Here is a 22,781-nt window from a genome sequence, read left to right as displayed (position 1 = left end):
AACCCCTTACTGCGCTGTATAGAGGATCACTGCGGCGGTCGCCAGCAGGTTCAACAGCGTCAACGGCAGACACACTTTCCAGCCGAACGACAGCACCTGGTCATAGCGTGGACGCGGAAGCGCAGCACGAATCAGGATGAACATCATCATAAAGAACGCCGTTTTGATGGCGAACCAGATGAACGGCGGCAGGAACGGTCCTTGCCAGCCACCAAAAAACAGCGTGACAATCAGCGCGGATACGGTGGTAATCGCCACATATTCACCCACAAAGAACAGACCGAACTTCATCCCGGCGTATTCGATGTGATACCCATCGGCCAGCTCTTGCTCTGCTTCGGGTTGGTCAAATGGATGACGGTGACATACCGCAACGCCCGCAATGCAGAAAGTCAGGAAGCCGAAGAACTGTGGAATGATATTCCACAGATGCGCCTGGCTATTCACGATGTCATTCATATTGAATGAACCCGCTTGCGCTACCACACCCATCAGCGACAGGCCAAGAAACACTTCGTAGCTCAGCGTCTGCGCAGAAGCACGCATCGCCCCCAGCAGCGAATATTTGTTATTGCTCGACCAACCGGCAAACAGCACCGCGTAAACGGCAAGTCCAGCCATCATCAGGAAAAACAGCAGACCGATGTTCAGGTCCGTGACCATCCAGGTTGGCGATACCGGCACAATCGCAAACGCCAGTAACAACGACACAAAGGCAATAACCGGCGCCAGGGTAAAGATAAAGCGATCGGTAAACGGCGGGACCCAGTCCTCTTTAAAGAACATTTTGATCATATCAGCCGCTAACTGCAGCGAGCCGCCCCAGCCCACACGGTTAGGCCCGTAACGGTTCTGGAACAGGCCGAGCAAACGACGCTCGGCAAAACTCATAAACGCACCACAGGCCACCACCACCAGTAAAATGACGATGGCTTTGACGATGGCCAGCAGAATGTCAATAACGTCCGGTGTTAACCAGCTCATTGCGTCGCCTCCTGCAGTTTGTCAATCTGGCCGTTTGCCAGGAATGGCGGAACGCCCGGCATACCCAGCGGCAAACCAACCTGGCCTGCCTGCAATGCTGTTGAAAAACGCACTGGCAAACGCAACGTTTCACCGAAGCAGGTGAACTCAACGGCAGCGCCATTGTTGACGCCCAGTCTGGCGGCATCGTCTGGGTTGATCACCAGCATCGGCTGCGGCATACGCTGTTGGAAGGTAGGCGAACGTTGGGTCATCTCTTCGCTACCAAACAGCTGATAGTAAGGCGCAACACGCCAGTGATCGCCGCTCACGAATGAGGACGGCACATTACTGAACCACGGCAGTTGCGTATCGCTGGCTTCAAACAGACGTACACCTGGATCGCCGTTACGCAATTTGCCCCCCACTTCAGCCTGGAATTTGTTCCAGGCCTGCGGAGAGTTCCAGCCTGGCGCCCAGGCAAAAGGAATCTGCGAACGTGCGGCACCTGGCTGGTTGTTTCCTTCCATTGAGAAGGTAAACATGGTGTCTTTATCCTGCGGCTGGCGCGGCTCGTGTACGCTGATATTCGCGCGAGCAGCAGTACGTCCGCTGGAACGGTGCGGTGAACGTGACAGTTTCTGACCACGAATGCGGAAGCTGGCATCCGGCGCCGCGTCTTTGACGCCTTTCAGCTGGGGCAGTTTCGCCACAACGGCATCAATTACGTGATCCAGCTGTGTCCAGTCAACCTGACGGCTTTCCAGCGTGCTATGCAGCGAATGCAGCCAGCGCCAGCTTTCCAGCATCACAATGCTGTTATCGTAGTAAGAAGGATCATAAACCTGGAAGAAACGCTGAGCGCGTCCTTCATGGTTTATTGAGGTGCCGTCACTTTCTGCAAAACTGGCGGTGGAGAATATTAAGCCTGCTTTTTCTAACGTCGCGGTACGCTGATGATCGACCACAATAACGTTGTTTGCGTTAGCTAAGGCTTCATCAACCAGGGCTTTCGGCGCGTGGCGATACAAATCGTTTTCCAGCACCACCAATGCATCGGCTTCACCGTTACGCAGTTGTTCCAGCGCGTTATCCAGCGGCTGTCCCCCCATCAGGCCAAGCCCCATGCTATTAGCCTGTCCCGCCAGCAGGGTAATGCCCACATCCGCGCCACGCGTTTTCAGCGCTTTGGCAACGTTAGCGGCTGCTTCGATCATCGCGCTGCTGCCGGAGTGAGTACCGGAGATAATTAACGGCTTTTTGGCACCGGCTAATGCCTGTACCACGACATCCAGCTTGCCGTTCAGGCTGCTATCGAAATCGCTAACGGCTGGTGCGGTTTCATCAAGCGCATTGGCAATCGCGAAGCCCAGACGAGCCTGATCTTCAACCGGTGCGCGGTAGCTCCAGGCAGCAATATCATCAAGGCGGGTTTCATCGACGTTAGTGACAAACAGCGGATGTTTAGCATGTTGACCGATATTCATAATGGCGGCGATTTGCCAGTCGGCTACTTTTTGCGCGGCAGCCATTTCACGTGCTTTACCTTTTACCGCCTGACGAACGGACAGCGCGACACGTGCGCCAACCTGGGTTAAATCTTCCCCCAGCACCAGCACCGCATCATAGCTTTCCATTTCACGTAGTGAAGGCGTGTAGATTCCACCTTCTTGCAGCACTTTCAGCATCAGTTCAAGGCGAGCCTGCTCACCTGCTGGCATACCCGTAGAGAAATTCTCTGCCCCAACCAGTTCACGCAGCGCGAAGTTGCTTTCAATGCTGGCACGCGGCGAACCGATACCAATGACTTTCTTCGCCTGACGCAATACATCGGCGCCTGCGTTTACCGCTTGCTCTGCATTGAGCATGACCCAGTCATTGCCGCGCAGCAGCGCCGGATGACGTGGACGATCTTTAAGATTGACATAACCATAACCAAAGCGACCCCGGTCACAGAGGAAGTAATGGTTTACGGTGCCGTTATAGCGGTTTTCAATACGACGCAGTTCACCATAACGCTCGCCTGGACTGGTGTTACAGCCAACGCTGCATTGCTGGCAAATGCTTGGCGCAAACTGCATGTCCCATTTACGGTTGTAGCGTTCTGAATGCGTTTTATCGGTAAAGACACCCGTTGGGCAGATTTCGACCAGATTGCCGGAGAACTCGCTTTCCAGCGTGCCGTCTTCTGGGCGACCAAAATAAACGTTGTCATGGGCGCCATACACACCGAGATCGGTGCCGTCTGCGTAATCTTTGTAATAACGCACGCAGCGATAACAGGCGATACAGCGGTTCATTTCATGAGAAATGAACGGGCCGAGATCCTGATTACGGTGGGTACGTTTAGTGAAGCGATAACGACGGAAGCTGTGGCCGGTCATGACGGTCATGTCCTGAAGGTGGCAGTTACCGCCCTCTTCACAGACCGGACAATCATGCGGATGGTTGGTCATCAACCACTCAACCACACTTTCACGAAACTCTTTGGCTTCGCCATCATCAATAGAAATAAACGTGCCGTCAGAAGCCGGTGTCATGCAGGACATGACAAGACGGCCGCGGGTATCTTCGGCATTCTGGAATTGCTTCACCGCACACTGGCGGCAGGCCCCAACGCTTCCCAGCGCTGGATGCCAGCAAAAATAAGGAATATCAAGGCCCAGAGAAAGACACGCCTGCAACAGGTTGTCCGCTCCGTTCACATCATATTCTTTACCGTCTACATGGATTGTAGCCATAGTGAACATGCTTCCGTAAGGCTCGTTGGACACGAGCGTTAATCATATTCCTGACCCTGACCACGTCAGGGACAGCGGCGCAAGGCCCGTTTCCGTATGCTGCGGTGAATTACCAGCGCGCTTTCAGCAGGTTTGGCTGAATACCGCCTATCGAACGGGCATTGCCAAATACCTGCGGCGCTATGCCGGCTTCAAACTCTTCACGGAAATATTTGATCGCGCTTTGCAGCGGCTCGACGGCACCTGGCGCATGTGCGCAAAAGGTTTTACCTGGGCCAAGCTGGCGGCAAAGCTGCTGCAAGGTTTCAATATCCCCTGGCTGGCCCTGCTTTTGCTCCAGCGCACGCAAAATCTTCACGCTCCACGGCAAACCATCGCGGCACGGCGTACACCAGCCGCACGATTCGCGTGCGAAGAACTCTTCCAGGTTGCGTACCAGCGACACCATATTGATCTCATGATCAACCGCCATCGCCAGCGCGGTACCCAAACGGCTGCCTGCTTTACCAATACTGGCAAATTCCATCGGCAGATCGAGGTGCTCATCGGTCAGGAAGTCTGTTCCCGCGCCGCCCGGCTGCCAGGCTTTGAAGCGCAGACCATCCCGCATACCCCCCGCATAATCTTCGAGAATTTCTCGTGCAGTAATGCCAAAAGGAAGCTCCCAGACGCCAGGGTTTTTGACCCGTCCCGAAAAGCCCATCATTTTGGTGCCGGCATCATCGCTTTTTGAAAGACCTTTATACCACTCCACGCCGTTAGCGAGGATAGCGGGCACGTTTGATAACGTTTCCACGTTGTTGACGCAGGTAGGTTTACCCCAGGCACCGGCGCTTGCCGGAAAAGGCGGCTTAGAACGTGGGTTGGCCCGACGTCCCTCCAGAGAGTTAATCAGTGCCGTTTCTTCCCCGCAGATATAACGCCCTGCACCGGTATGCACAATCAGCTCAAAATCAAAGCCAGTACCGAGAATATTTTTGCCCAGGAAACCGGCTTCAGTGGCTTCAGCAATCGCGCGGCGTAGATGCACTGCGGCTTCAATATATTCGCCACGCAGAAAGATATAGCCGCGATAGGCTTTCAGCGCGAATGCACTGATTAACATCCCTTCCACTAACTGGTGTGGCATTTGCTCCATCAATAGGCGGTCTTTGTAGGTGCCTGGCTCCATTTCATCGGCGTTACACAGCAGGTAACGGATGTTCATGGATTCATCTTTTGGCATCAGGCTCCATTTCAGGCCCGTGGAGAAGCCTGCGCCGCCACGCCCTTTCAGCCCTGAATCTTTGACCAGCGCCACGATTTCATCAGGCGCCATACCGTTTAGCGCTTTTTCAGCACCGGCGTAACCGTTTTTGCTGCGATATTCATCAAACCACACCGGCTGCTTATCGTCGCGCATGCGCCAGGTCAGGGGATGAGTTTCAGCAGTACGAATGATCTGTTTCATTGTCATTGATACTGCTCCAGTAACGAGGCGATAGATTCCGGCGTCAGGTGGACGTGGGTATCTTCATCCACCATCATGGTCGGCCCTTTATCGCAATTGCCCAGACAGCAGGTTGGCAGCAGCGTGAAGCGACCATCTGCGGTAGTTTGTCCCGGTTTGATATTCAGGTTCTGCTCCAGCGCGGCCTGAATCCCCTGGTAACCGGTAATGTGGCATACCACGCTGTCGCAATAGCGAATCACATGGCGACCAACCGGCTGGCGGAAAATCTGGCTATAAAATGTCGCCACGCCTTCTACATCACTGGCAGGAATACCCAAAACTTTTGCAATGGCGTGAATAGCGCCGTCCGGCACCCATCCGCGCTGCTTCTGCACGATCTTCAGCGCTTCAATAGACGCTGCGCGCGCATCTTCGTAATGATGTTTTTCGTGCTCAATGGCGTGATGCTCTTCCGCGCTTAGCACGAAGACCTCGTTTGGGTCGATCGTTTTAACTGCAATGTATTGATCGTGCATAATTAGCGGTCCACGTCTGACATAACAAAATCGATACTACCGAGATATACGATCAGATCGGATACCAGGCTGCCGCGGATCACCGATGGGATCTGCTGCAGATGCGGGAAGCTCGGCGTACGCACACGGGTGCGGTAGCTCATGGTGCTGCCATCGCTGGTCAGGTAGTAACTGTTGATTCCTTTGGTCGCCTCGATCATCTGGAAGGATTCATTGGCTGGCATTACCGGCCCCCAGGAAACCTGCAGAAAGTGCGTGATCAAGGTTTCAATGTGTTGCAGCGTACGCTCTTTCGGTGGCGGCGTGGTCAGCGGATGATCCGCTTTGAACGGACCTTCCGGCATGTTTTTCAGACATTGCTCCAGAATGCGCAGCGATTGCCACATCTCTTCCATTTTTAGCTGTACCCGGGTGTAAGCATCGCTGATGCCTGCACCTACCGGGATTTCAAAGTCGAAATTTTCGTAGCCTGAATAGGGGCGCCATTTGCGCACGTCAAAATCGAGACCGGTGGCACGCAGGCCCGCGCCAGTCGTTCCCCACGCCAGCGCTTCTTCCATATTGTAAGCAGCAACGCCCTGCGAGCGGCCCATTAACACGGAGTTACGTAACGCGGCTTTGTCATATTCCTTCAGACGCTTCGGCATCCAGTCGAGGAAGTCACGCAGCAAACGCTCCCAGCCTTTCGGCAGATCGTGCGCGACACCGCCAATACGGAACCATGCCGGATGCATACGGAAGCCGGTGATCGCTTCCACAACATCATAAATTTTTTGCCGATCGGTAAAGGCAAAGAACACTGGCGTCATGGCGCCAACGTCCTGAATAAAGGTGGAGATATACAGCAGGTGACTGCTAATGCGGAACAGTTCAGACAGCATCACGCGAATAACGTCGACGCGATCCGGCACCACAATGCCAGCCAGCTTTTCAACCGCCAGCACGTAAGGCATTTCATTAACGCAGCCGCCGAGGTATTCAATACGATCGGTATAGGGAATGTAGCTGTGCCATGACTGGCGCTCGCCCATCTTCTCTGCACCGCGATGGTGATAGCCCACATCGGGTACGCAGTCGACGATCTCTTCACCATCCAGCTGCAAAATGATGCGGAAAGCACCATGCGCTGAAGGGTGGTTAGGGCCAAGGTTGAGGAACATGAAGTCTTCGCTGGCGGTGCCGCGCTTCATGCCCCACTCTTCTGGCTTGAAGGTCAGCGCCTCCATCTCCAGATCTTCCTTCTGTTTCGTCAACGTGAAGGGATCAAATTCGGTTGCACGCGCAGGGTAATCTTTACGCAGCGGGTGGCCTTCCCATGTCGGCGGCATCATGATGCGCGTCAGGTGTGGGTGCCCATCAAACGTGATACCAAACATCTCCCACGTTTCGCGCTCATACCAGTTTGCATTGGCGAAAAGTTTTGTGATGGTCGGCACGTGCATGTCGTTTTCAGATAAAGCGACCTTGAGCATGATGTCGCGATTACGTTCAATCGACAGCAGATGATAAAAAACGGAAAAATCCGCGGCAGGTAACCCTGCGCGGTGGGTACGTAAACGCTCATCCATACCATGTAAGTCATATAACATGACGTAAGGCCTGGCTAATTTACGCAAGAATTCAGTGACTTCCAGTAGCTGTTCACGCTTTACCCAAACAACCGGAATGCCGGTACGGGTAGCCTGAACGGTAAAAGCATCTGGTCCAAAACGATTACGCAGCTCGCCGATCACCGGATCATCCAGATGGTCCCGGGTTTGCCATGCTGGCTGAGCGAGATCTTGCGTGGTCAAATCTGTCATACGTTACTCACCATTCCGGCCTGTAATCAGGCGCTCAAATGAAGGCGTCAGGATGGGGCCGTGCATTAAATTCTGATGTTATGCTGCGGGCGCTAAATCCATCCATATACGGTTAGCTTAAACTTCGTCTGGTGTGCGCAGATTGGTAACCGCAATACGCTCGCCGCGCTTTCTCTCGCGCTCAGACTGCATATTGGCGCGATACACGCCCTGATCACCAACAACCCAGGAAAGTGGGCGGCGCTCTTTACCGATCGATTCTTGCAGCAGCAACAGCGCCTGCATATAAGCTTCTGGACGTGGCGGGCAACCTGGAATGTACACATCTACCGGCAGGAATTTATCAACGCCCTGAACCACGGAGTAGATGTCGTACATGCCGCCCGAGTTCGCGCAGGCTCCCATAGAAATCACCCATTTCGGTTCCAGCATTTGGTCATACAGACGCTGAATAACCGGGGCCATTTTGGTAAACGGCGTACCGGCGATCACCATGAAATCGGCCTGACGTGGAGAGGCACGCATAACTTCTGCGCCAAAACGCGCCACGTCATGCACCGCAGTAAAAGACGTGGTCATCTCAACGTAACAACAGGAAAGCCCAAAGTTGTACGGCCAAAGGGAATTTTTACGTCCCCAGTTCACCATATCGTGCAGGGCATTTTCGAGCTTGCCCATATAAACGCTGCGATGAACGTGCTGCTCCAGCGGATCGCTGACGATTTCCTGCTTTTGCAGAGGATAACGGTCGTTATCACCGCCGTTTGGGTCTATGCGGGTGAGCGTATAGTCCATCTTATTGCCTCTCTTTTACTGCTTGTGAGGATTGGTGTGGCTGATCGTGTTGGTCTTAACCACGATGCGGCGACGTGCAGGAGCCCAATCCAACGCACCAATGCGCACCAGATAGACCAAGCCCGCCAGGAGCACCAAAATGAAAATTGCGGCTTCCACAAAGCCAACCCAACCGCTTTCACGGATTGAAGTCGCCCATGCGTATAAAAAGAGGGCTTCGACGTCGAAAATCACGAAAAACATCGCAACCAGATAAAATTTTGCCGAAAGGCGGAGATGGGTATCACCAACGGATTCAATACCAGACTCAAACGGCGTGTCTTTATAGCGGGCGCGTGCTCTGCCGCCTAACAGCCATCCTCCGGTCAACATAAAGGCACAAAGGCCGAATGCGATGACAATAAATACGATAAACGCCCAATGATGAGCGATGATTTCGGTGGTTGTAGACATACTCTTTGCTTACTCATCAAAAGTGGCATTGGCATCCTGCACGAGTTCTGGCAGCAGACTCACCACATAGATTCAAGGGAAGGATGAAAAAACCTTATAAACTTTGCTGTTATTATTTAAATAAGCAGCAATTTTATGGGGTTTTTTACTCCTTTCTATAACCTTTTGTCAACTTTGACAAAAGTATCCAAACTTTATTTTACACCTGCATCATATTATTAACATATGATGCCTCTCACGTCAGCTAAATCGCTTCAGTCTGTAAGGTTAATTTTAGTGTAGCGGTATCCACACGCATGAATCGTGCATTTAACAAACATATTTTGACAGGATTCACAGGGTTTTCCTTCCCCTTCACAGGGGTATTTTTTTGATCCAGAACACAGTTCTGTCCTTTTCGCGCTAAAAATCACCAATCCAAAAACACTTTCGAAATAAGTTTTTCAATTTTTCGGCTGAAGGATTTCATTCGATGATAAAACCGAAAATAATTTCATTTTGAAATTACTGGCAGTTTTTTGACGGGGGATGGCAGTACGTATGAAGCAGGTTAAAGCTCATAAAATAAGCCTCTTATTCCATCTGAAGAACAAGAGGCTTATTTTGGGCTTTTTTACGGTGATGCAAAAAGCAGCGAAGGTATTAACGGCCTACAGGGTTACTCTTCGTCATCCAGCAGAAATGTACCGTCTGGATTCGCGCTGAGATTGTAAGGATCGTTAGTAGATTGCATCGCGTTAAAAATGGCTAATGCCAATTCATTATCGCTGTCCGGGTTACGGCACAGCAGATATTGCGTATCTGGTAGCACAGGCAGGCCTTCAGCTGCGCCCATTACACGCAGTTCCGGGCTCATCATTTCAACCGGACGCGCCGTTACACCCAGTCCCGCTTTAACCGCTGCACGTACTGCGGCTAATGTTGAAGCAACGTAAGAAATGCGCCATGGGATACCCGCTTCGTTGAGATGGTCAATGGCCATATCACGATACGGGCTTGGCTCATCCAGCAGGACCAGTGGAATAGCTTCACCACGCTGGAAAATATAATCAGCGGCGCAATACCATAAAGTCGGCGAAGTACGCAGAACCTGGTAAGTAAAATTCCCTGGGCTGGAAGTCGTGATGACCAGATCCACTTCGCCCTGGTTCAGCATTTCCATCATGAATGGATTACGCTTCACGCGGACATCAATCGCGAGTTTTGGATAAACCGATGTCACGCGGTTTAGTAAAAACGGCAGAATGGTGTCTGAAGTATCATCAGATGCACCAATCGTCAGGACGCCCTGAATATTGCTATACATCAATGAAGTACAGGCTTCATCATTGAAGCGGAGGATTTTTCTGGCGTAACCCAGAAGCTGAATGCCGTGTTCGGTTAGCAGTTTATTACGTCCATGTCTGGCAAAAAGCTCTTTACCTACCAATTGCTCCAGACGTTGCATTTGCTGACTGACTGCTGACTGGGTTCGGCAGACTGCTGCAGCCGCGGCCGCAAAAGTATTCAAATCTGCAACGGCAACGAAAGTTCTCAGCAGATCGAGGTCGAGATTAAGTATCGGACGATTTGCATTAGTCATGTTTTTTCTTCACTTATAAGATTTTTACGAATTACTTCCCTGGTGTTATTACATGGCTTATCAAAGAGATAAGCGGTAATAGTGCTTAATGCAGCCCTGTGTGAAGGCTGGCATAAAATTTTTTGGAACGGATACAGACGAAATTTATCCCGCTTGATGGGGTAAAACGACGTCGTATAGACAGATACAACTTCTGAGTCGAAGGCGCTGGGTGCGCAAATGCAGTAAGCTGCGTAGTTGTCTAAACTCCCGCCAAAACACACACTGCGGGACAAAAAAGGGCTTCGCATTCTCATGACGCTTGGTGAATAAAGGCGTCAAATAATAAATTATACTTAATCATTTTTAGCTTCAAAATGGAAATGATTTTGTGAAAAGCACTGTAAATTTTGACCACAGGCCATTTTGAGCACATCCTGCCACACCTCCGGCTCATTTTTAACACTCCGGTTTATAAAATGTATAAGCGAAGCGGTAAAATGTGCCTGAAATGCACTTCATGCAGGCTCTACGGGGCTTTCAGAAGGGTAGAGTGATCCGGCTGGATTTTGCGCTAACGACAATGATCATCAGGTATATTTATTAATACTTAAGCATTGCAGCTCCCCTGTGTGTAAAAATCGGCCATCAATGCAATATCGTTTAACTATTTCGTCTGGCGCTTATTTTATCTCACTCTCTAATGTGTAAAACAGCGCAATGCCCTTGCAGTTAACTGTCTGGATTGTCGGCTTTCCAGCCTTTCCCTACTGATCCAGTCAAAAATATTACAAACTATTATTTATTCGGTTTGTTTAGCTGATTTAAAGCTAAATGTATATTTTTTCCACCATGCCGGGTCTAAAAAAATGCTTAACACGCCAAAACCAATAAGCGCCCTTCTTTTGTGTTCATCAGAAGAGTACATTGTGCTGGTTTGATTTCTGTGGCAGGTAAAAGGATTCTGCCCATAAAGGCGATAACGATGACTTTTCAAATTGATAAATCCGGAAAGCTGGAAAATGTTTGCTATGACATTCGCGGTCCGGTGTTAAAAGAGGCTAAACGTCTCGAAGAAGAAGGCAATAAAGTCCTTAAGTTGAATATTGGCAATCCAGCGCCATTTGGCTTTGAGGCGCCCGATGAAATTCTTGTCGATGTCATTCGCAACTTACCTGGCGCACAAGGCTACTGTGATTCCAGGGGGCTCTATTCAGCGCGTAAAGCAATCATGCAGTATTACCAGGCGCGTGATATGCGTGACGTAACGGTTGAAGATATCTATATCGGCAACGGCGTTTCTGAACTGATTGTTCAGGCGATGCAGGCATTGCTTAATAGCGGTGATGAAATGCTGGTTCCTGCGCCTGATTATCCTTTGTGGACGGCAGCCGTTTCGCTATCAAGCGGCAAGGCGGTGCATTACCTGTGTGATGAATCGGCAGACTGGTTTCCCGACCTGAATGACATCCGCAGCAAAATCACGCCGCGCACGCGCGGTATCGTGATTATTAACCCGAATAACCCAACCGGCGCGGTTTATAGTAAAGAATTACTGCTGGAAGTGGTCGAGATCGCGCGTCAGCATAATCTGATTATTTTTGCCGATGAGATTTACGACAAAATCCTTTACGACGAAGCGCAACACCATTCCATCGCTGCGCTCGCGTCCGATCTTCTTACCGTAACCTTTAACGGCTTGTCTAAAACCTATCGCGTGGCGGGTTTCCGTCAGGGGTGGATGGGGTTAAACGGGCCGGAGAAGCACGCCAAAGGGTACATCGAAGGGCTGGGAATGCTCGCCTCTATGCGTTTGTGTGCCAATGTTCCTGCACAGCATGCCATTCAGACCGCACTGGGTGGGTATCAAAGTATCAGTGAATTTATTGTTCCGGGTGGACGCTTATACGAGCAACGTCAGCGAGCCTGGGAACTAATTAATGATATTCCCGGCGTGAGCTGCGTGAAGCCGCAAGGCGCGCTTTATATGTTTCCACGTATAGACGCCAAAAAATTTAACATTTTCGACGATCAGAAAATGGTGCTGGACTTCCTGCTGCAGGAAAAAGTGTTGCTGGTACAGGGCACGGCTTTCAACTGGCCCTGGCCGGATCATCTGCGCATTGTCACGCTGCCACGCGTTGATGACCTGGAGATGCGATCAATAAATTTGGCCGTTTCCTGCAAGGCTACCGTCAGTAATCACGCCCGCGTATACTGTTGGTATTTCGGGGAGGGTTCGCCTCTCCCCTGCCTGCAAACAGGGACCACTATGACTCAAAGCCATTTTTTTGCCCACCTTTCCCGGCTCAAACTTATTAACCGCTGGCCGCTGATGCGCAACGTGCGCACTGAAAATGTCTCCGAGCATAGCCTGCAAGTGGCGATGGTTGCACACGCTTTAGCCGTCATCAAAAATAAAAAATTTGATGGCGATCTCAACGCCGATCACATCGCGATGCTGGCGCTTTATCATGATGCAAGTGAAGTCTTGACCGGGGATTTACCCACACCGGTAAAGTATTACAACGCGCAAATCGCGCATGAATATAAAAAAATTGAGAAAATCGCTCAGCAGAAGCTAATAGAAATGTTGCCTGCCGAATTGCAGGACGTCTATCGCCCGTTGATTGATGAGCATCTGCATAGCGAAGAAGAGCAATCGGTCGTGAAGCAAGCCGATGCGCTCTGTGCATATGTGAAATGTCTTGAGGAGTTATCCGCAGGGAATAATGAATTTTTGCTGGCAAAAGCACGGCTGGAAAAAACCCTGGCACAGCGACGCTCGCCGGAAATGGATTATTTTGTGACGGTGTTTATTCCCAGCTTTAATCTGTCACTGGATGAAATTTCTCAGGATACGCCGCTGTAAAAAGCGGCTTTCGCCGCCCTTTAGTTCCGGACATTCAACGTAAATTGCCCGTCAGCCAGTTTAGTGATGTGCAACGACGCTAACGAAGTAAGCTGAATAGTCACTTCATTGAGACGCGGCGTATCTACTGGCGCATTCGTCGCAATGACAGCACAGCCCGCGTTCAGACCCGACAGAATTCCCGCCGGCGCATCTTCTACCACGACGCAAGCGCCAGGGGCTAAACCTAACTTTTTCGCCCCTAAAAGATAAGGATCAGGCTCTGGCTTCCCCTTCAATACTTGCTCAGCAGTGATGAATACAGAAGGTTGCGGTAACCCAGCGGCTTTATGGCGTGCATGTGCGACCGGTACAGAACCGGACGTTACAATTGCCCAGGGGATCTGCAGTTCATCCAGCTGAGACAGTAAGGCTTTCGCTCCCGGCAACGCCCGCACACCCTCGGTGTCTTCCGCTTCCGTTTTTTCCAACGCTAAAAACTCTGCCTGAATGGCCTCTTCAGATTGCCCCGCCATAAAATGACGCAGCGAAGTGATCGCCTGCTTACCATGAATAAAGCTCAGAATTTCATCGGGTGCAATGTTATGCCGTGTTCCCCAGTAACTCCACGCCCGTTCTACTGCGGGCAACGAATCCACTAATGTGCCATCTAAATCAAATAAAAACCGCTGTACGTCACACGTCACTCCTCATCAGGCGTTAATCACTTGCGCAATTTCATTCGCGCTTAAATGGTATTGACGCGGACAAGTCTGCCACAATGCCAGCATGCGTTGGTATTTTTCCCACATTGGGGTTTGCGCATTGAAGCCGTGCGTGCCTGAATCAAACTGGGTGTAGCGCCCTTCACTGTTCACCATAAAGCGAATATAGCTAAAATAAGGTGCTTCGGTGGCCGCATCAAAGCCGAGAAAGGCCAGACGGCGCGCCTCAAGCTGGCCTTTTTCTTTAAGATTTGACCAGGAAACTTGCAGTGCGTGGTGCATTTCCATAATGTCAATCAGCGTGCGGCAGGTAACCTCGCTAAGCTCACCAAAGTCTTTATCCAACTCACGCATCTGCAAACCATAACCGCGTTCGATGATAGTTTGGTAGCGGCGGAAACGTTCGGCATTTTCCGGCTCCAGCATTGCCATTATCTTGTATTGATTGGTAAGAATGAATCGTTGTGCGTGGGTCATTTCCATCATTTACTCCTGGGCCAGCTAAACCGCTTAAGTTTTATATGACAGAGAAATGATTACACAAGGTTAGCGACGCGGGTATCTCCGCATCGCTTTTCTTTGATTTGACCGCAGGATCCGCGCAAATTTTTATCTGTGCAGCGATCTTAATGGATTAAAGATCGTCAAGGAAAGTGCGATCAAGTTGTTTAAAGGCACGCTTTAACACATCGGCCAGCGCCTGATAAGTGGGTTTGCCTTCAACGGGCGCAATGGCCTGTCCCGCTTCTTCCAGCCTGGCGCGAACTTCATGGAACCAGTTCAGCAGCGTGGGGGGTAACGGCGTTATGGAGCGCTTACCTAACCACCACAAGCCTTGCATTGGCAGGCTACAGGCAAATAATGCGGTAGCAACAGCCGGGCCGAGATGGCCGCCCAACGCAATTTGCCAGCTCAGCGTAAACACCGCCAGCGGCGGCATAAAACGAATCGCGAAACGGGTAGCCGTCGAGACGCGATTTTCAGGAAAAATGGGCGCAAGGCGTTTGTCACTTGGCCAGGTCTTCATATAGTGCTGTCCGCACTGGAACATGCGGAACCAGCCGGTATTGCCAGATTCATTCGCCATGGCTGACCCTCAACTAATACTGCAAAACTTAAAAGATAGTTATAACTACACAACTTTACGTGACATTCTTCAAAAACTTTTGTCTTTAAAGGTGACCCCAGCTATTCTGGCGTCGTTTTAACCCTGTTAAAGCAGCGATGCGTGCCTTCGGCAATGAGCCAGGGCATGTTTTAGCCAGAGAAATTCAAATTTTTGCGTAAAATTACTAAAAACCTTTGCATAAAATCATCGTTTTGACTGGCACATGATGCTTGTCATTAATTTACCAGCTTTCATGGGCTACCCTGTTAGTCTGATTGCGTTTTTTTAGCCACCTTTAACCAATAGGTACTTCCATGTCGAGTAAGTTAGTACTGGTTCTGAACTGCGGCAGCTCATCCCTAAAGTTTGCCATCCTGAATCCTGCCAGCGGTGACGAATTCCTCTCCGGGCTTGCAGAATGTTTCCACTTACCTGAAGCACGTATTAAATGGAAGCTGGATGGTCAGAAACAGGAAGCGCCTTTAGGCGCTGGCGCTGCGCATAGCGAAGCACTCAACTTCATTGTTAAAACTATTCTGGCACAAAAACCAGAGCTTTCGGTACAAATCGCTGCAATCGGCCACCGTATTGTTCATGGTGGTGAAAAACTGACTCAGTCGGTGATTATCACTGAAGACGTTATTCAGAGCATTAAAGATGCCTCTTCCTTTGCCCCGCTGCACAATCCCGCGCACCTTATCGGTATTGACGAGGCAATGAAAAACTTTCCGCATCTGTCTGATAAGAATGTCGCGGTATTTGACACGGCTTTCCATCAGACTATGCCTGAAGAGTCATATCTGTATGCGCTACCGTACAGACTTTACAAAGAACATGGCGTACGTCGCTACGGCGCCCATGGCACCAGCCACTTCTATGTCACTCACGAAGCGGCCAAAATGCTCAACAAGCCCCTTGAAGAGCTAAATATTATTACCTGCCATTTAGGCAACGGCGGTTCTGTGTCTGCCATCCGTAATGGCGTATGCGTTGATACTTCAATGGGCCTGACGCCGCTTGAGGGTCTGGTGATGGGTACACGCAGTGGCGATATTGATCCCGCGATTATCTTCTTCCTGCACGACACGCTGGGAATGAGCGTTGACGCCATCAATAAGCTGCTGACCAAAGAGTCGGGACTGCTTGGCCTGACAGAAATCACCAGCGATTGCCGCTACGTTGAAGATAATTATGAAACCAAAGAAGATGCCAAACGCGCAATGGACGTGTTCTGTCATCGTCTGGCCAAATACATCGGCAGCTATACCGCGCTGATGGAAGGCCGCCTGGATGCCGTCGTGTTCACCGGTGGTATCGGTGAGAATGCGGCGATGGTACGCGAACTGACGCTGAAAAAGCTGGGACTATTGGGCTTTGACATCGATCACGAACGCAATCTGGCGGCGCGTTTCGGTCAGTCAGGTTACATTAATAAAGAAGGTACTCGCCCAGCGCTGGTGATCCCAACCAACGAAGAGTTAGTTATCGCCCAGGACGCCGCGCGTCTGACCGCTTAATCCTTTTTCTCCGTCAGCGCAGGCTGACGGCGTGGTTTTTGACACCCCGCAACACCAGAGAGGTTCAAACGTGTCACGTACAATTATGCTCATTCCGACCGGCACCAGCGTCGGCCTGACCAGCGTCAGCCTCGGCGTTATTCGTGCGATGGAGCGCAAAGGCCTTCGCCTCAGCGTATTCAAACCCATTGCACAGCCACGCACCGGCGGTGATACGCCCGATCAAACCACCACCATCATCCGCAAAAACTCGTCCATTCCTGCCGCAGAACCCTTGCAGATGACACGCGTCGAATCCCTGCTCGGCGCTAATCAGCAAGACGTATTAATGGAAGAAATTATTGCGCGCTATCACGCCAGCTCGCAGGATGCTGAAGTGGTATTAGTTGAAGGCTTAGTACCGACGCGTAAACATCAGTTTGCGACCGCGCTTAACTATGAAATTGCCAAAACGCTGAATGCGGAAATTGTCTTTGTGATGGCGCTGGGTAATGATTCTACCGAGCAGCTAAAAGAGCGTATTGAATTAACCCAAAGCAGCTTCGGTGGCAGAAAGAATAAAAACATTACCGGCGTTATCATTAATAAACTTAATGCACCGGTTGATGAACAAGGCCGCACCCGCCCCGATCTCTCCGAAATTTTTGATGATTCCTCAAAAGCCAGTATTGCGAATATCGATCCTAACCAGCTGTTTTCCGACAGTCCGCTGCCGGTGCTAGGTTGTATACCGTGGAGCTTCGAACTGATAGCGACACGTGCAATCGATATGTGTCGCCATCTGAATGCACGTATTATCAACGAAGGGGATATTCAGACGCGCCGGGTTAAGTCAGTGACATTTTGCGCACGTAGCCTGCCACATATGCTGGAACATTTCCGCCCCGGTTCGCTGCTGGTAACATCAGCCGATCGCCCGGATGTGCTGGTTGCCGCTTGCCTGGCTGCGATGAATGGCGTGGAAATTGGTGCCATTCTGTTGACCGGTAACTATGAAATCGATCCGCGCATCGCTAAGCTTTGCGAGCGTGCTTTCCAGACGGGCCTGCCCATCTTCATGGTAAAAACCAATACCTGGCAAACCTCGCTTAGTCTGCAAAGTTTCAATCTGGAAGTGCCTGCCGACGATACCCAGCGTATTGAAAAAGTGCAGGAGTATGTAGCCAGCTTTATCAATGCTGACTGGGTTGAATCACTGACCGCCACCTCCGAACGTAGCCGCCGTCTGTCGCCACCCGCGTTCCGTTATCAGCTGACCGAGCTGGCGCGCAATGCCGGTAAACGTATCGTCTTGCCAGAGGGTGACGAGCCGCGCACCGTTAAAGCAGCGTCAGTTTGCGCCGAGCGCGGCATTGCTACCTGTGTGCTGTTGGGTAATCCAGACGAGATTCAACGCGTTGCGGCGGCGCAAGGCGTAGAGCTGGGCAAAGGTATTGAAATTATCGATCCGACCGTTGTGCGTGAAAACTATGTTCCGCGCCTGGTTGAGCTGCGTAAGAACAAAGGCATGACCGAAGTGGTTGCCCAGGAACAGCTGGAAGATAACGTGGTGCTTGGCACGATGATGCTGGAAAGCGGCGAAGTCGACGGGCTGGTCTCCGGTGCGGTTCATACTACCGCCAATACCATTCGTCCACCGTTGCAGCTGATCAAAACCGCACCGAACAGTTCACTGGTCTCCTCTGTGTTTTTTATGCTGCTGCCGGAGCAAGTTCTGGTTTATGGTGACTGCGCCATTAACCCGGATCCAACCGCTGAACAGCTGGCAGAGATTGCGATTCAGTCCGCTGATTCTGCCCAGGCATTTGGTATCGATCCGCGCGTAGCCATGATCTCTTACTCAACCGGTACCTCGGGTGTCGGTAGCGATGTTGAAAAAGTGCATGAAGCCACGCGTATCGCGCAGGAAAAACGCCCTGATTTGGTGATTGATGGTCCCTTGCAGTATGACGCGGCAATTATGGAAGATGTGGCGAAATCTAAAGCGCCAAACTCTGCGGTGGCGGGTCGCGCTACGGTATTTATTTTCCCGGATCTCAATACGGGCAACACCACTTATAAAGCGGTTCAACGTTCAGCCGATCTGATCTCCATCGGACCCATGTTGCAAGGTATGCGCAAGCCGGTCAACGATTTGTCACGCGGCGCATTGGTAGATGACATCGTCTACACCATTGCGTTAACCGCGATCCAGTCTCAGCAGGCTGAAGGTTAATTTCATCGGTAATCACAAGGGTATGCGGTAACGCATACCCTTGTTTTATCCCGTCACCTTTCAGGCTCCGGGGGACAGGACAGGCCGGTGTCACTGCCCTCTTTCCGGTCAGATGTCCGTTTCGGTGAGAGCAGTGATTTTTCTGTCGGCCGCTTCGCACTTCGAGGCCGTGCCTTATTGCCAACGGTTCAGTGCTATTTTTCGCCGTTGCGACTCATCCACAGCGACAAAGCCTTTAATGAATCGTCGGTAAACTCATCACAGCGCGCGGTGATTTCATCTGCCGTCATCCAGAAAATCTCGTCAACTTCGGCTTCCTGCATGGCAAACGGGCCGTGGGATACACAGCTGAACAAACTTCCCCAAACGCGGCAATGTTCATCTTCAAAATAGAATTTGCCATGTTCCGCGAATGGCACAGCGGCAATCCCCAGCTCCTCTTCCGCTTCACGACGTGCTGATTCCAGCAGATCTTCGCCGCTCTGCACCACGCCGCCTGCTGTCGCATCCAGCATGCCTGGCATGAAATCCTTAATCTCGGTGCGACGCTGAACCAGAATTTTACCCATGCCATCGTGTACCACGATGTAGGTGGCACGATGACGCAGGCATTGCGCACGCATTTGTGCCCGCGTGGCCTGTGCTACGACCTCGTTTTCTTCGTTAACGATGTCGACCCACTCAATGTCGTCGCCTTTTTGATCCACCATCCGTAACCCTTTCCTGTTTAGCATGCCTGGGTGCATGCGCTGTTTTGCCGCGTAATGACATCGTGTGGCGTAAGGTAATCACTTCCGTGAGCGGGAGCAAGTCTCGATCTTTATCGATTTTTACCGCTTTCAGCCAACCACAGCTGTACCGAGGCGCGTTGCCATTGAAATTCAGCGTAATGCTGAAGCTTTACTGGCAGAGTATCGCCATGCAATACCAGTCGATTTAACATCACAGCCAAATCGGTATCCGCAATTGACCACTCTCCAAACAGATTTTGCTGTCCTTCTGGCAACAAACGCTGGCAGGCATCAATCAATTTTTCTGCTGCCTGTTGCGCTTTCGTTGTCAGCGGAGCAAAACGTTCAGCTGCAAACAATACTTCGGTCGGGCGCTCCTGACGAATCGGCATAAAATCGCTACGCAGCCAGGCCTGGATTTCACGTGCCCTGGCGCGTTTCTCCAGATTACGAGGATACAGGCGCTCAAATTCAGGCGCAGGAAAACGCTCTTCAAGATATTCACTGATGGCAGAAGATTCACACAATACCAGATCATCTACCTGCAATGCGGGCACGCGACAGGTTAATGACAGCTCGCGGTAATCCGCTGCGAATTGCTGATTCTGAGATAAATCGATGCGTTTCAGACTGAAAGGAATGCCTTTTTCCGTTAGCGCAACGTAAACCGACATGGCGTAAGGACTAAAAAATGATGAATCAGACCACAGGGTAATGGACGGATAATTCATCTGCTACCTCAATTGGCTATCAGGGTTGCATCATGTTTACCGATTTTTATTTACAAAGGCAACGCTCTGCTGGTCCGATGTTTGCCCGTTGCACGCTAAACCTCGAAACGCCACACACCGCTCTGACGCTACTCTTCTATGCTGAATAAAGCAGAAAAACACACACCCTGAATGTCGGGTTGCGGCAAGCCGATAATCTTTCAGGCGTTTACCAGGTAAAAAACAGCCTGGGCGGCGGCAGCTCGAAGGCTAACGGGTCATAAGGAGTCACAACATGCACATTTTGATTACCGGTGGCACAGGATTAATTGGCCGCCATCTGATTCCTCGTCTGCAGCAGACTGGACATCAAATCAGCGTGGTTACGCGTGATGTTGTGAATGCGCGTGAAAAACTGGGAGACGGTATCGCCTTTTGGTCCGGGCTGGCGCAACAACAGAACCTGAACGGTATTGATGCCGTGATCAACCTGGCGGGTGAGCCCATCGCAGACAAGCGCTGGACCGAAGTACACAAACAGCAACTGTGCGAAAGCCGTTGGCAGCTAACTGAACGCATCGCGTCGCTGATTAACGCCACCGCTACTCCCCCGAACGTTTTGATTTCTGGCTCAGCCACCGGCTTTTATGGTAATACCGGGGAGCTGGTATTGACGGAGGACGATCCGGGTCATGATGAGTTTCAACACACCCTGTGCGCGCGCTGGGAACAGCTGGCGCTTAGTGCGCAGAGCGATCGCACCCGTGTCTGTCTGCTCCGCACCGGTGTGGTATTGGCTAAAGACGGTGGCGCGCTCAGTAAAATGAAGCTGCCGTTTAAGCTGGGAATTGGTGGGCCAATTGGCAGCGGCAAGCAGTATATGCCGTGGATCCACATTGATGACATGGTCAATGGCATTCTTTGGCTGCTGGATAATAAGGATTTGCGCGGCCCGTTCAATATGGTGGCGCCTTATGCGGTGCGCAATGAACAATTTGCCGCTACGCTCGGCCATGTGATGCAGCGTCCGGCCTTTATGCGCACGCCCGCCAGCGCGATTAAACTGATGATGGGCGAATCATCAGCGTTAGTGCTGGGTGGACAGCATGTGTTGCCGAAAAGGCTGGAAGCGTCGGGATTTGGTTTCCGCTGGTTTGATCTGCAGGAGGCACTACAAGATGTCGTAAATGCGTAGAGCGCTACATGCGGATGGCTGCATATCAGGCGACTTTCTGGCTCACCGCTTAATGAGGCAACCAAAATAATCAGTGAAATCGGTTTACGAAGGCAGGTGACGGTAAGAAACGGGGAGCCGCTCGCTCCCCAGTCTCGTTATTGCGATGTCACTGGCGATTTTGCCGTTTCGCGCAGCTCCCCCTGATTCGGCTGCGGCACTTTAATAATAAAAGTCAGCACGCCGGCAAAGACATACAGCAAGGTATATGCCCATACCACGCCGACAATATCGAAGAACGGTAACAACACCGAAGCGATAGCAGGTGCGACAAAGTTGCTCATTCCCGCCGACAGGTTGTAAATCGATACCGCCGCGCCTTTGTGATGCGGTTCCAGAGTCGGAAAAACAGCCGTCATTGGCACAAAGGCCGCAACGAAAATACCTAACATCACCGCCGGGATTAACGCTACCCAGAAATTATGTCCGGCATAGACGGGCAGGTAATAAAACGCCAGGCTGGAAAGCGCCATGCCCAGGCATCCAAACCAGCGCACCTGACGGATCCAACCAATATGCTCACCCATAATGCCCCAAAAAATATTGGTGAAAATGGTGACGAAAAAGAACACTGCCCAGATTTGCAACCATTCCGAAATGGTAAAGCCCAGGCGGTCCACAAACAGCAGCGGCATAATGATGGCAAAACCAAACAGCGATAACGTGTTAATAATGCGAATCAGACAGGCATAGAAAACGTGCTGATTAGTAAACAGAATGGTCACAGCACGCGACATCTCGGTCATCTTTTCGCGCAGAGGCAAGTTCACTCTCGAACGATCAACCGGCACGTTACGCAGGCTGAAAATAGCCAGAATACCGCCACATGCCACCCAACCAATTGCCAGCCATAAGGTGCCAGTCTCGCCAATTGACGGGATAATCAGGCTCGGTAAATAGCTGCCAACTACGCCAATGCCTACTGAATACATCGCCCAAAACCAGCCCGTCGCCGCCGCCAGACGCTCACGCGGAAGCACCTGCACTAACATCATCATGAACGAGTAAATAAATAACGGATAAGCCAGCCCGCGAATCCCATAAAACAGCACCATCAGCGGATAATTGCGCATGCCAAGGCCCAGACTCATAAACAGCGCATGCATGACAATCCACAGCACAAAACCAATGAGCATTGCGCGTTGTGGCGTGATCAGTTCCGCTACTACCCCAGATGCCCAGGCCGCCAGCGCTGCCGCTAAGCCATAAAAGGTAAACACGACCGCCGACTGCGCGGGTGAAAAGCCCATATCGGTAATATGGCGTGACAGAAAAGCCATCTCGAAACCATCACCTGCCATAAAAATGGCGATAGCGATAAAACCCCAGAGCAGATGTCTGGGCAAGCCAAACCAGTATTCTTTCGATTGCATCACGATGATCCTTTCTGTTAGGTCACAGCGTTAA

18 protein-coding genes and 1 pseudogene are annotated in these 22,781 nt (G+C 51.2%); 5 read left to right on the top strand and 14 right to left on the bottom strand.

Annotated features, from left to right (window positions below):
* Nucleotides 1–6: 6 nt before the first annotated feature.
* From nuoH to lrhA, 8 genes are all read right to left on the bottom strand, one after another.
* Nucleotides 7–984, bottom strand: coding sequence for an NADH-quinone oxidoreductase subunit NuoH (gene nuoH / locus H2P46_RS09215; RefSeq protein ID WP_193404802.1), 978 nt, complete (start codon nt 982–984; stop codon nt 7–9).
* Nucleotides 981–3,704 carry an NADH-quinone oxidoreductase subunit NuoG gene (gene nuoG / locus H2P46_RS09210; protein ID WP_193404801.1) on the bottom strand — a complete coding sequence of 908 codons (2,724 nt, stop codon included), beginning with the start codon at nt 3,702–3,704 and terminating at the stop codon, nt 981–983. Before nuoG ends, nuoH begins: the two co-directional genes overlap by 4 nt.
* A gap of 109 nt (nt 3,705–3,813) precedes the next feature.
* Nucleotides 3,814–5,154: an NADH-quinone oxidoreductase subunit NuoF gene (nuoF, locus tag H2P46_RS09205; protein ID WP_193405002.1), complete on the bottom strand. Its 1,341-nt coding sequence runs from the start codon at nt 5,152–5,154 to the stop codon at nt 3,814–3,816.
* Nucleotides 5,155–5,156: 2 nt separating this feature from the next.
* Nucleotides 5,157–5,672: an NADH-quinone oxidoreductase subunit NuoE gene (gene nuoE / locus H2P46_RS09200; protein WP_202987391.1), complete on the bottom strand. Its 516-nt coding sequence runs from the start codon at nt 5,670–5,672 to the stop codon at nt 5,157–5,159.
* Between the two features lie 2 nt (nt 5,673–5,674).
* Complete coding sequence (gene nuoC / locus H2P46_RS09195) at nt 5,675–7,474, bottom strand: NADH-quinone oxidoreductase subunit C/D (protein ID WP_193404800.1); 1,800 nt, start codon at nt 7,472–7,474, stop codon at nt 5,675–5,677.
* A 117-nt stretch (nt 7,475–7,591) separates the two neighbouring features.
* Nucleotides 7,592–8,269 carry a NuoB/complex I 20 kDa subunit family protein gene (locus H2P46_RS09190; RefSeq protein ID WP_193404799.1) on the bottom strand — a complete coding sequence of 226 codons (678 nt, stop codon included), beginning with the start codon at nt 8,267–8,269 and terminating at the stop codon, nt 7,592–7,594.
* A gap of 15 nt (nt 8,270–8,284) precedes the next feature.
* Nucleotides 8,285–8,722: an NADH-quinone oxidoreductase subunit A gene (locus H2P46_RS09185; RefSeq protein WP_193404798.1), complete on the bottom strand. Its 438-nt coding sequence runs from the start codon at nt 8,720–8,722 to the stop codon at nt 8,285–8,287.
* A gap of 658 nt (nt 8,723–9,380) precedes the next feature.
* On the bottom strand, nt 9,381–10,304 hold the full coding sequence (gene lrhA / locus H2P46_RS09180) for a transcriptional regulator LrhA (RefSeq protein ID WP_193404797.1): 924 nt from the start codon (nt 10,302–10,304) through the stop codon (nt 9,381–9,383).
* Nucleotides 10,305–11,268: 964 nt separating this feature from the next.
* Between lrhA and H2P46_RS09175 the strand changes: the two are divergent.
* Nucleotides 11,269–12,485: pseudogene (locus H2P46_RS09175) on the top strand (pyridoxal phosphate-dependent aminotransferase).
* Between the two features lie 70 nt (nt 12,486–12,555).
* Nucleotides 12,556–13,155 (top strand): 5'-deoxynucleotidase, encoded by a 600-nt coding sequence (gene yfbR / locus H2P46_RS09170; RefSeq protein ID WP_193404796.1) that lies wholly within the window; start codon nt 12,556–12,558, stop codon nt 13,153–13,155.
* Nucleotides 13,156–13,175: 20 nt separating this feature from the next.
* On the opposite strand, the gene H2P46_RS09165 is transcribed toward yfbR, so the two are convergent.
* The 3 genes from H2P46_RS09165 to yfbV all read right to left on the bottom strand — a co-directional run bounded on the left by H2P46_RS09165 (nt 13,176) and on the right by yfbV (nt 14,946).
* Nucleotides 13,176–13,793 carry a sugar phosphatase gene (locus tag H2P46_RS09165; RefSeq protein ID WP_338103639.1) on the bottom strand — a complete coding sequence of 206 codons (618 nt, stop codon included), beginning with the start codon at nt 13,791–13,793 and terminating at the stop codon, nt 13,176–13,178.
* 54 nt (nt 13,794–13,847) lie between these two features.
* Complete coding sequence (locus H2P46_RS09160) at nt 13,848–14,342, bottom strand: YfbU family protein (RefSeq protein WP_193405000.1); 495 nt, start codon at nt 14,340–14,342, stop codon at nt 13,848–13,850.
* A 151-nt stretch (nt 14,343–14,493) separates the two neighbouring features.
* Complete coding sequence (gene yfbV, locus H2P46_RS09155) at nt 14,494–14,946, bottom strand: terminus macrodomain insulation protein YfbV (protein WP_193404794.1); 453 nt, start codon at nt 14,944–14,946, stop codon at nt 14,494–14,496.
* Nucleotides 14,947–15,281: 335 nt separating this feature from the next.
* Between yfbV and ackA the strand changes: the two genes are divergently transcribed.
* Both ackA and pta read left to right on the top strand, forming a co-directional pair.
* Nucleotides 15,282–16,484: an acetate kinase gene (gene ackA, locus H2P46_RS09150; RefSeq protein WP_193404793.1), complete on the top strand. Its 1,203-nt coding sequence runs from the start codon at nt 15,282–15,284 to the stop codon at nt 16,482–16,484.
* 70 nt (nt 16,485–16,554) lie between these two features.
* Complete coding sequence (gene pta, locus H2P46_RS09145) at nt 16,555–18,699, top strand: phosphate acetyltransferase (RefSeq protein WP_193404792.1); 2,145 nt, start codon at nt 16,555–16,557, stop codon at nt 18,697–18,699.
* Between the two features lie 194 nt (nt 18,700–18,893).
* On the opposite strand, the gene yfcD is transcribed toward pta, so the two are convergent.
* The gene (gene yfcD, locus H2P46_RS09140; RefSeq protein ID WP_193404791.1) at nt 18,894–19,409 is read right to left on the bottom strand and encodes an NUDIX hydrolase YfcD; all 516 of its coding nucleotides are present in this window, start codon (nt 19,407–19,409) and stop codon (nt 18,894–18,896) included.
* Nucleotides 19,410–19,519: 110 nt separating this feature from the next.
* Nucleotides 19,520–20,161, bottom strand: a complete 642-nt coding sequence (gene yfcF, locus H2P46_RS09135) for a glutathione transferase (RefSeq protein WP_193404790.1) — start codon at nt 20,159–20,161, stop codon at nt 19,520–19,522.
* Nucleotides 20,162–20,435: 274 nt separating this feature from the next.
* Between yfcF and H2P46_RS09130 the strand changes: the two genes are divergently transcribed.
* Nucleotides 20,436–21,335: a TIGR01777 family oxidoreductase gene (locus H2P46_RS09130; protein WP_193404789.1), complete on the top strand. Its 900-nt coding sequence runs from the start codon at nt 20,436–20,438 to the stop codon at nt 21,333–21,335.
* 137 nt (nt 21,336–21,472) lie between these two features.
* On the opposite strand, the gene H2P46_RS09125 is transcribed toward H2P46_RS09130, so the two are convergent.
* On the bottom strand, nt 21,473–22,747 hold the full coding sequence (locus tag H2P46_RS09125) for an MFS transporter (RefSeq protein WP_193404788.1): 1,275 nt from the start codon (nt 22,745–22,747) through the stop codon (nt 21,473–21,475).
* Nucleotides 22,748–22,781: the final 34 nt, after the last annotated feature.

The organism is Mixta mediterraneensis (genome assembly GCF_014946725.1).
Lineage (GTDB): Bacteria > Pseudomonadota > Gammaproteobacteria > Enterobacterales > Enterobacteriaceae > Pantoea > Pantoea mediterraneensis.
Note: the sequence above shows the minus strand (reverse complement) of the source record. Positions and strands in the feature narration are given on the sequence as shown.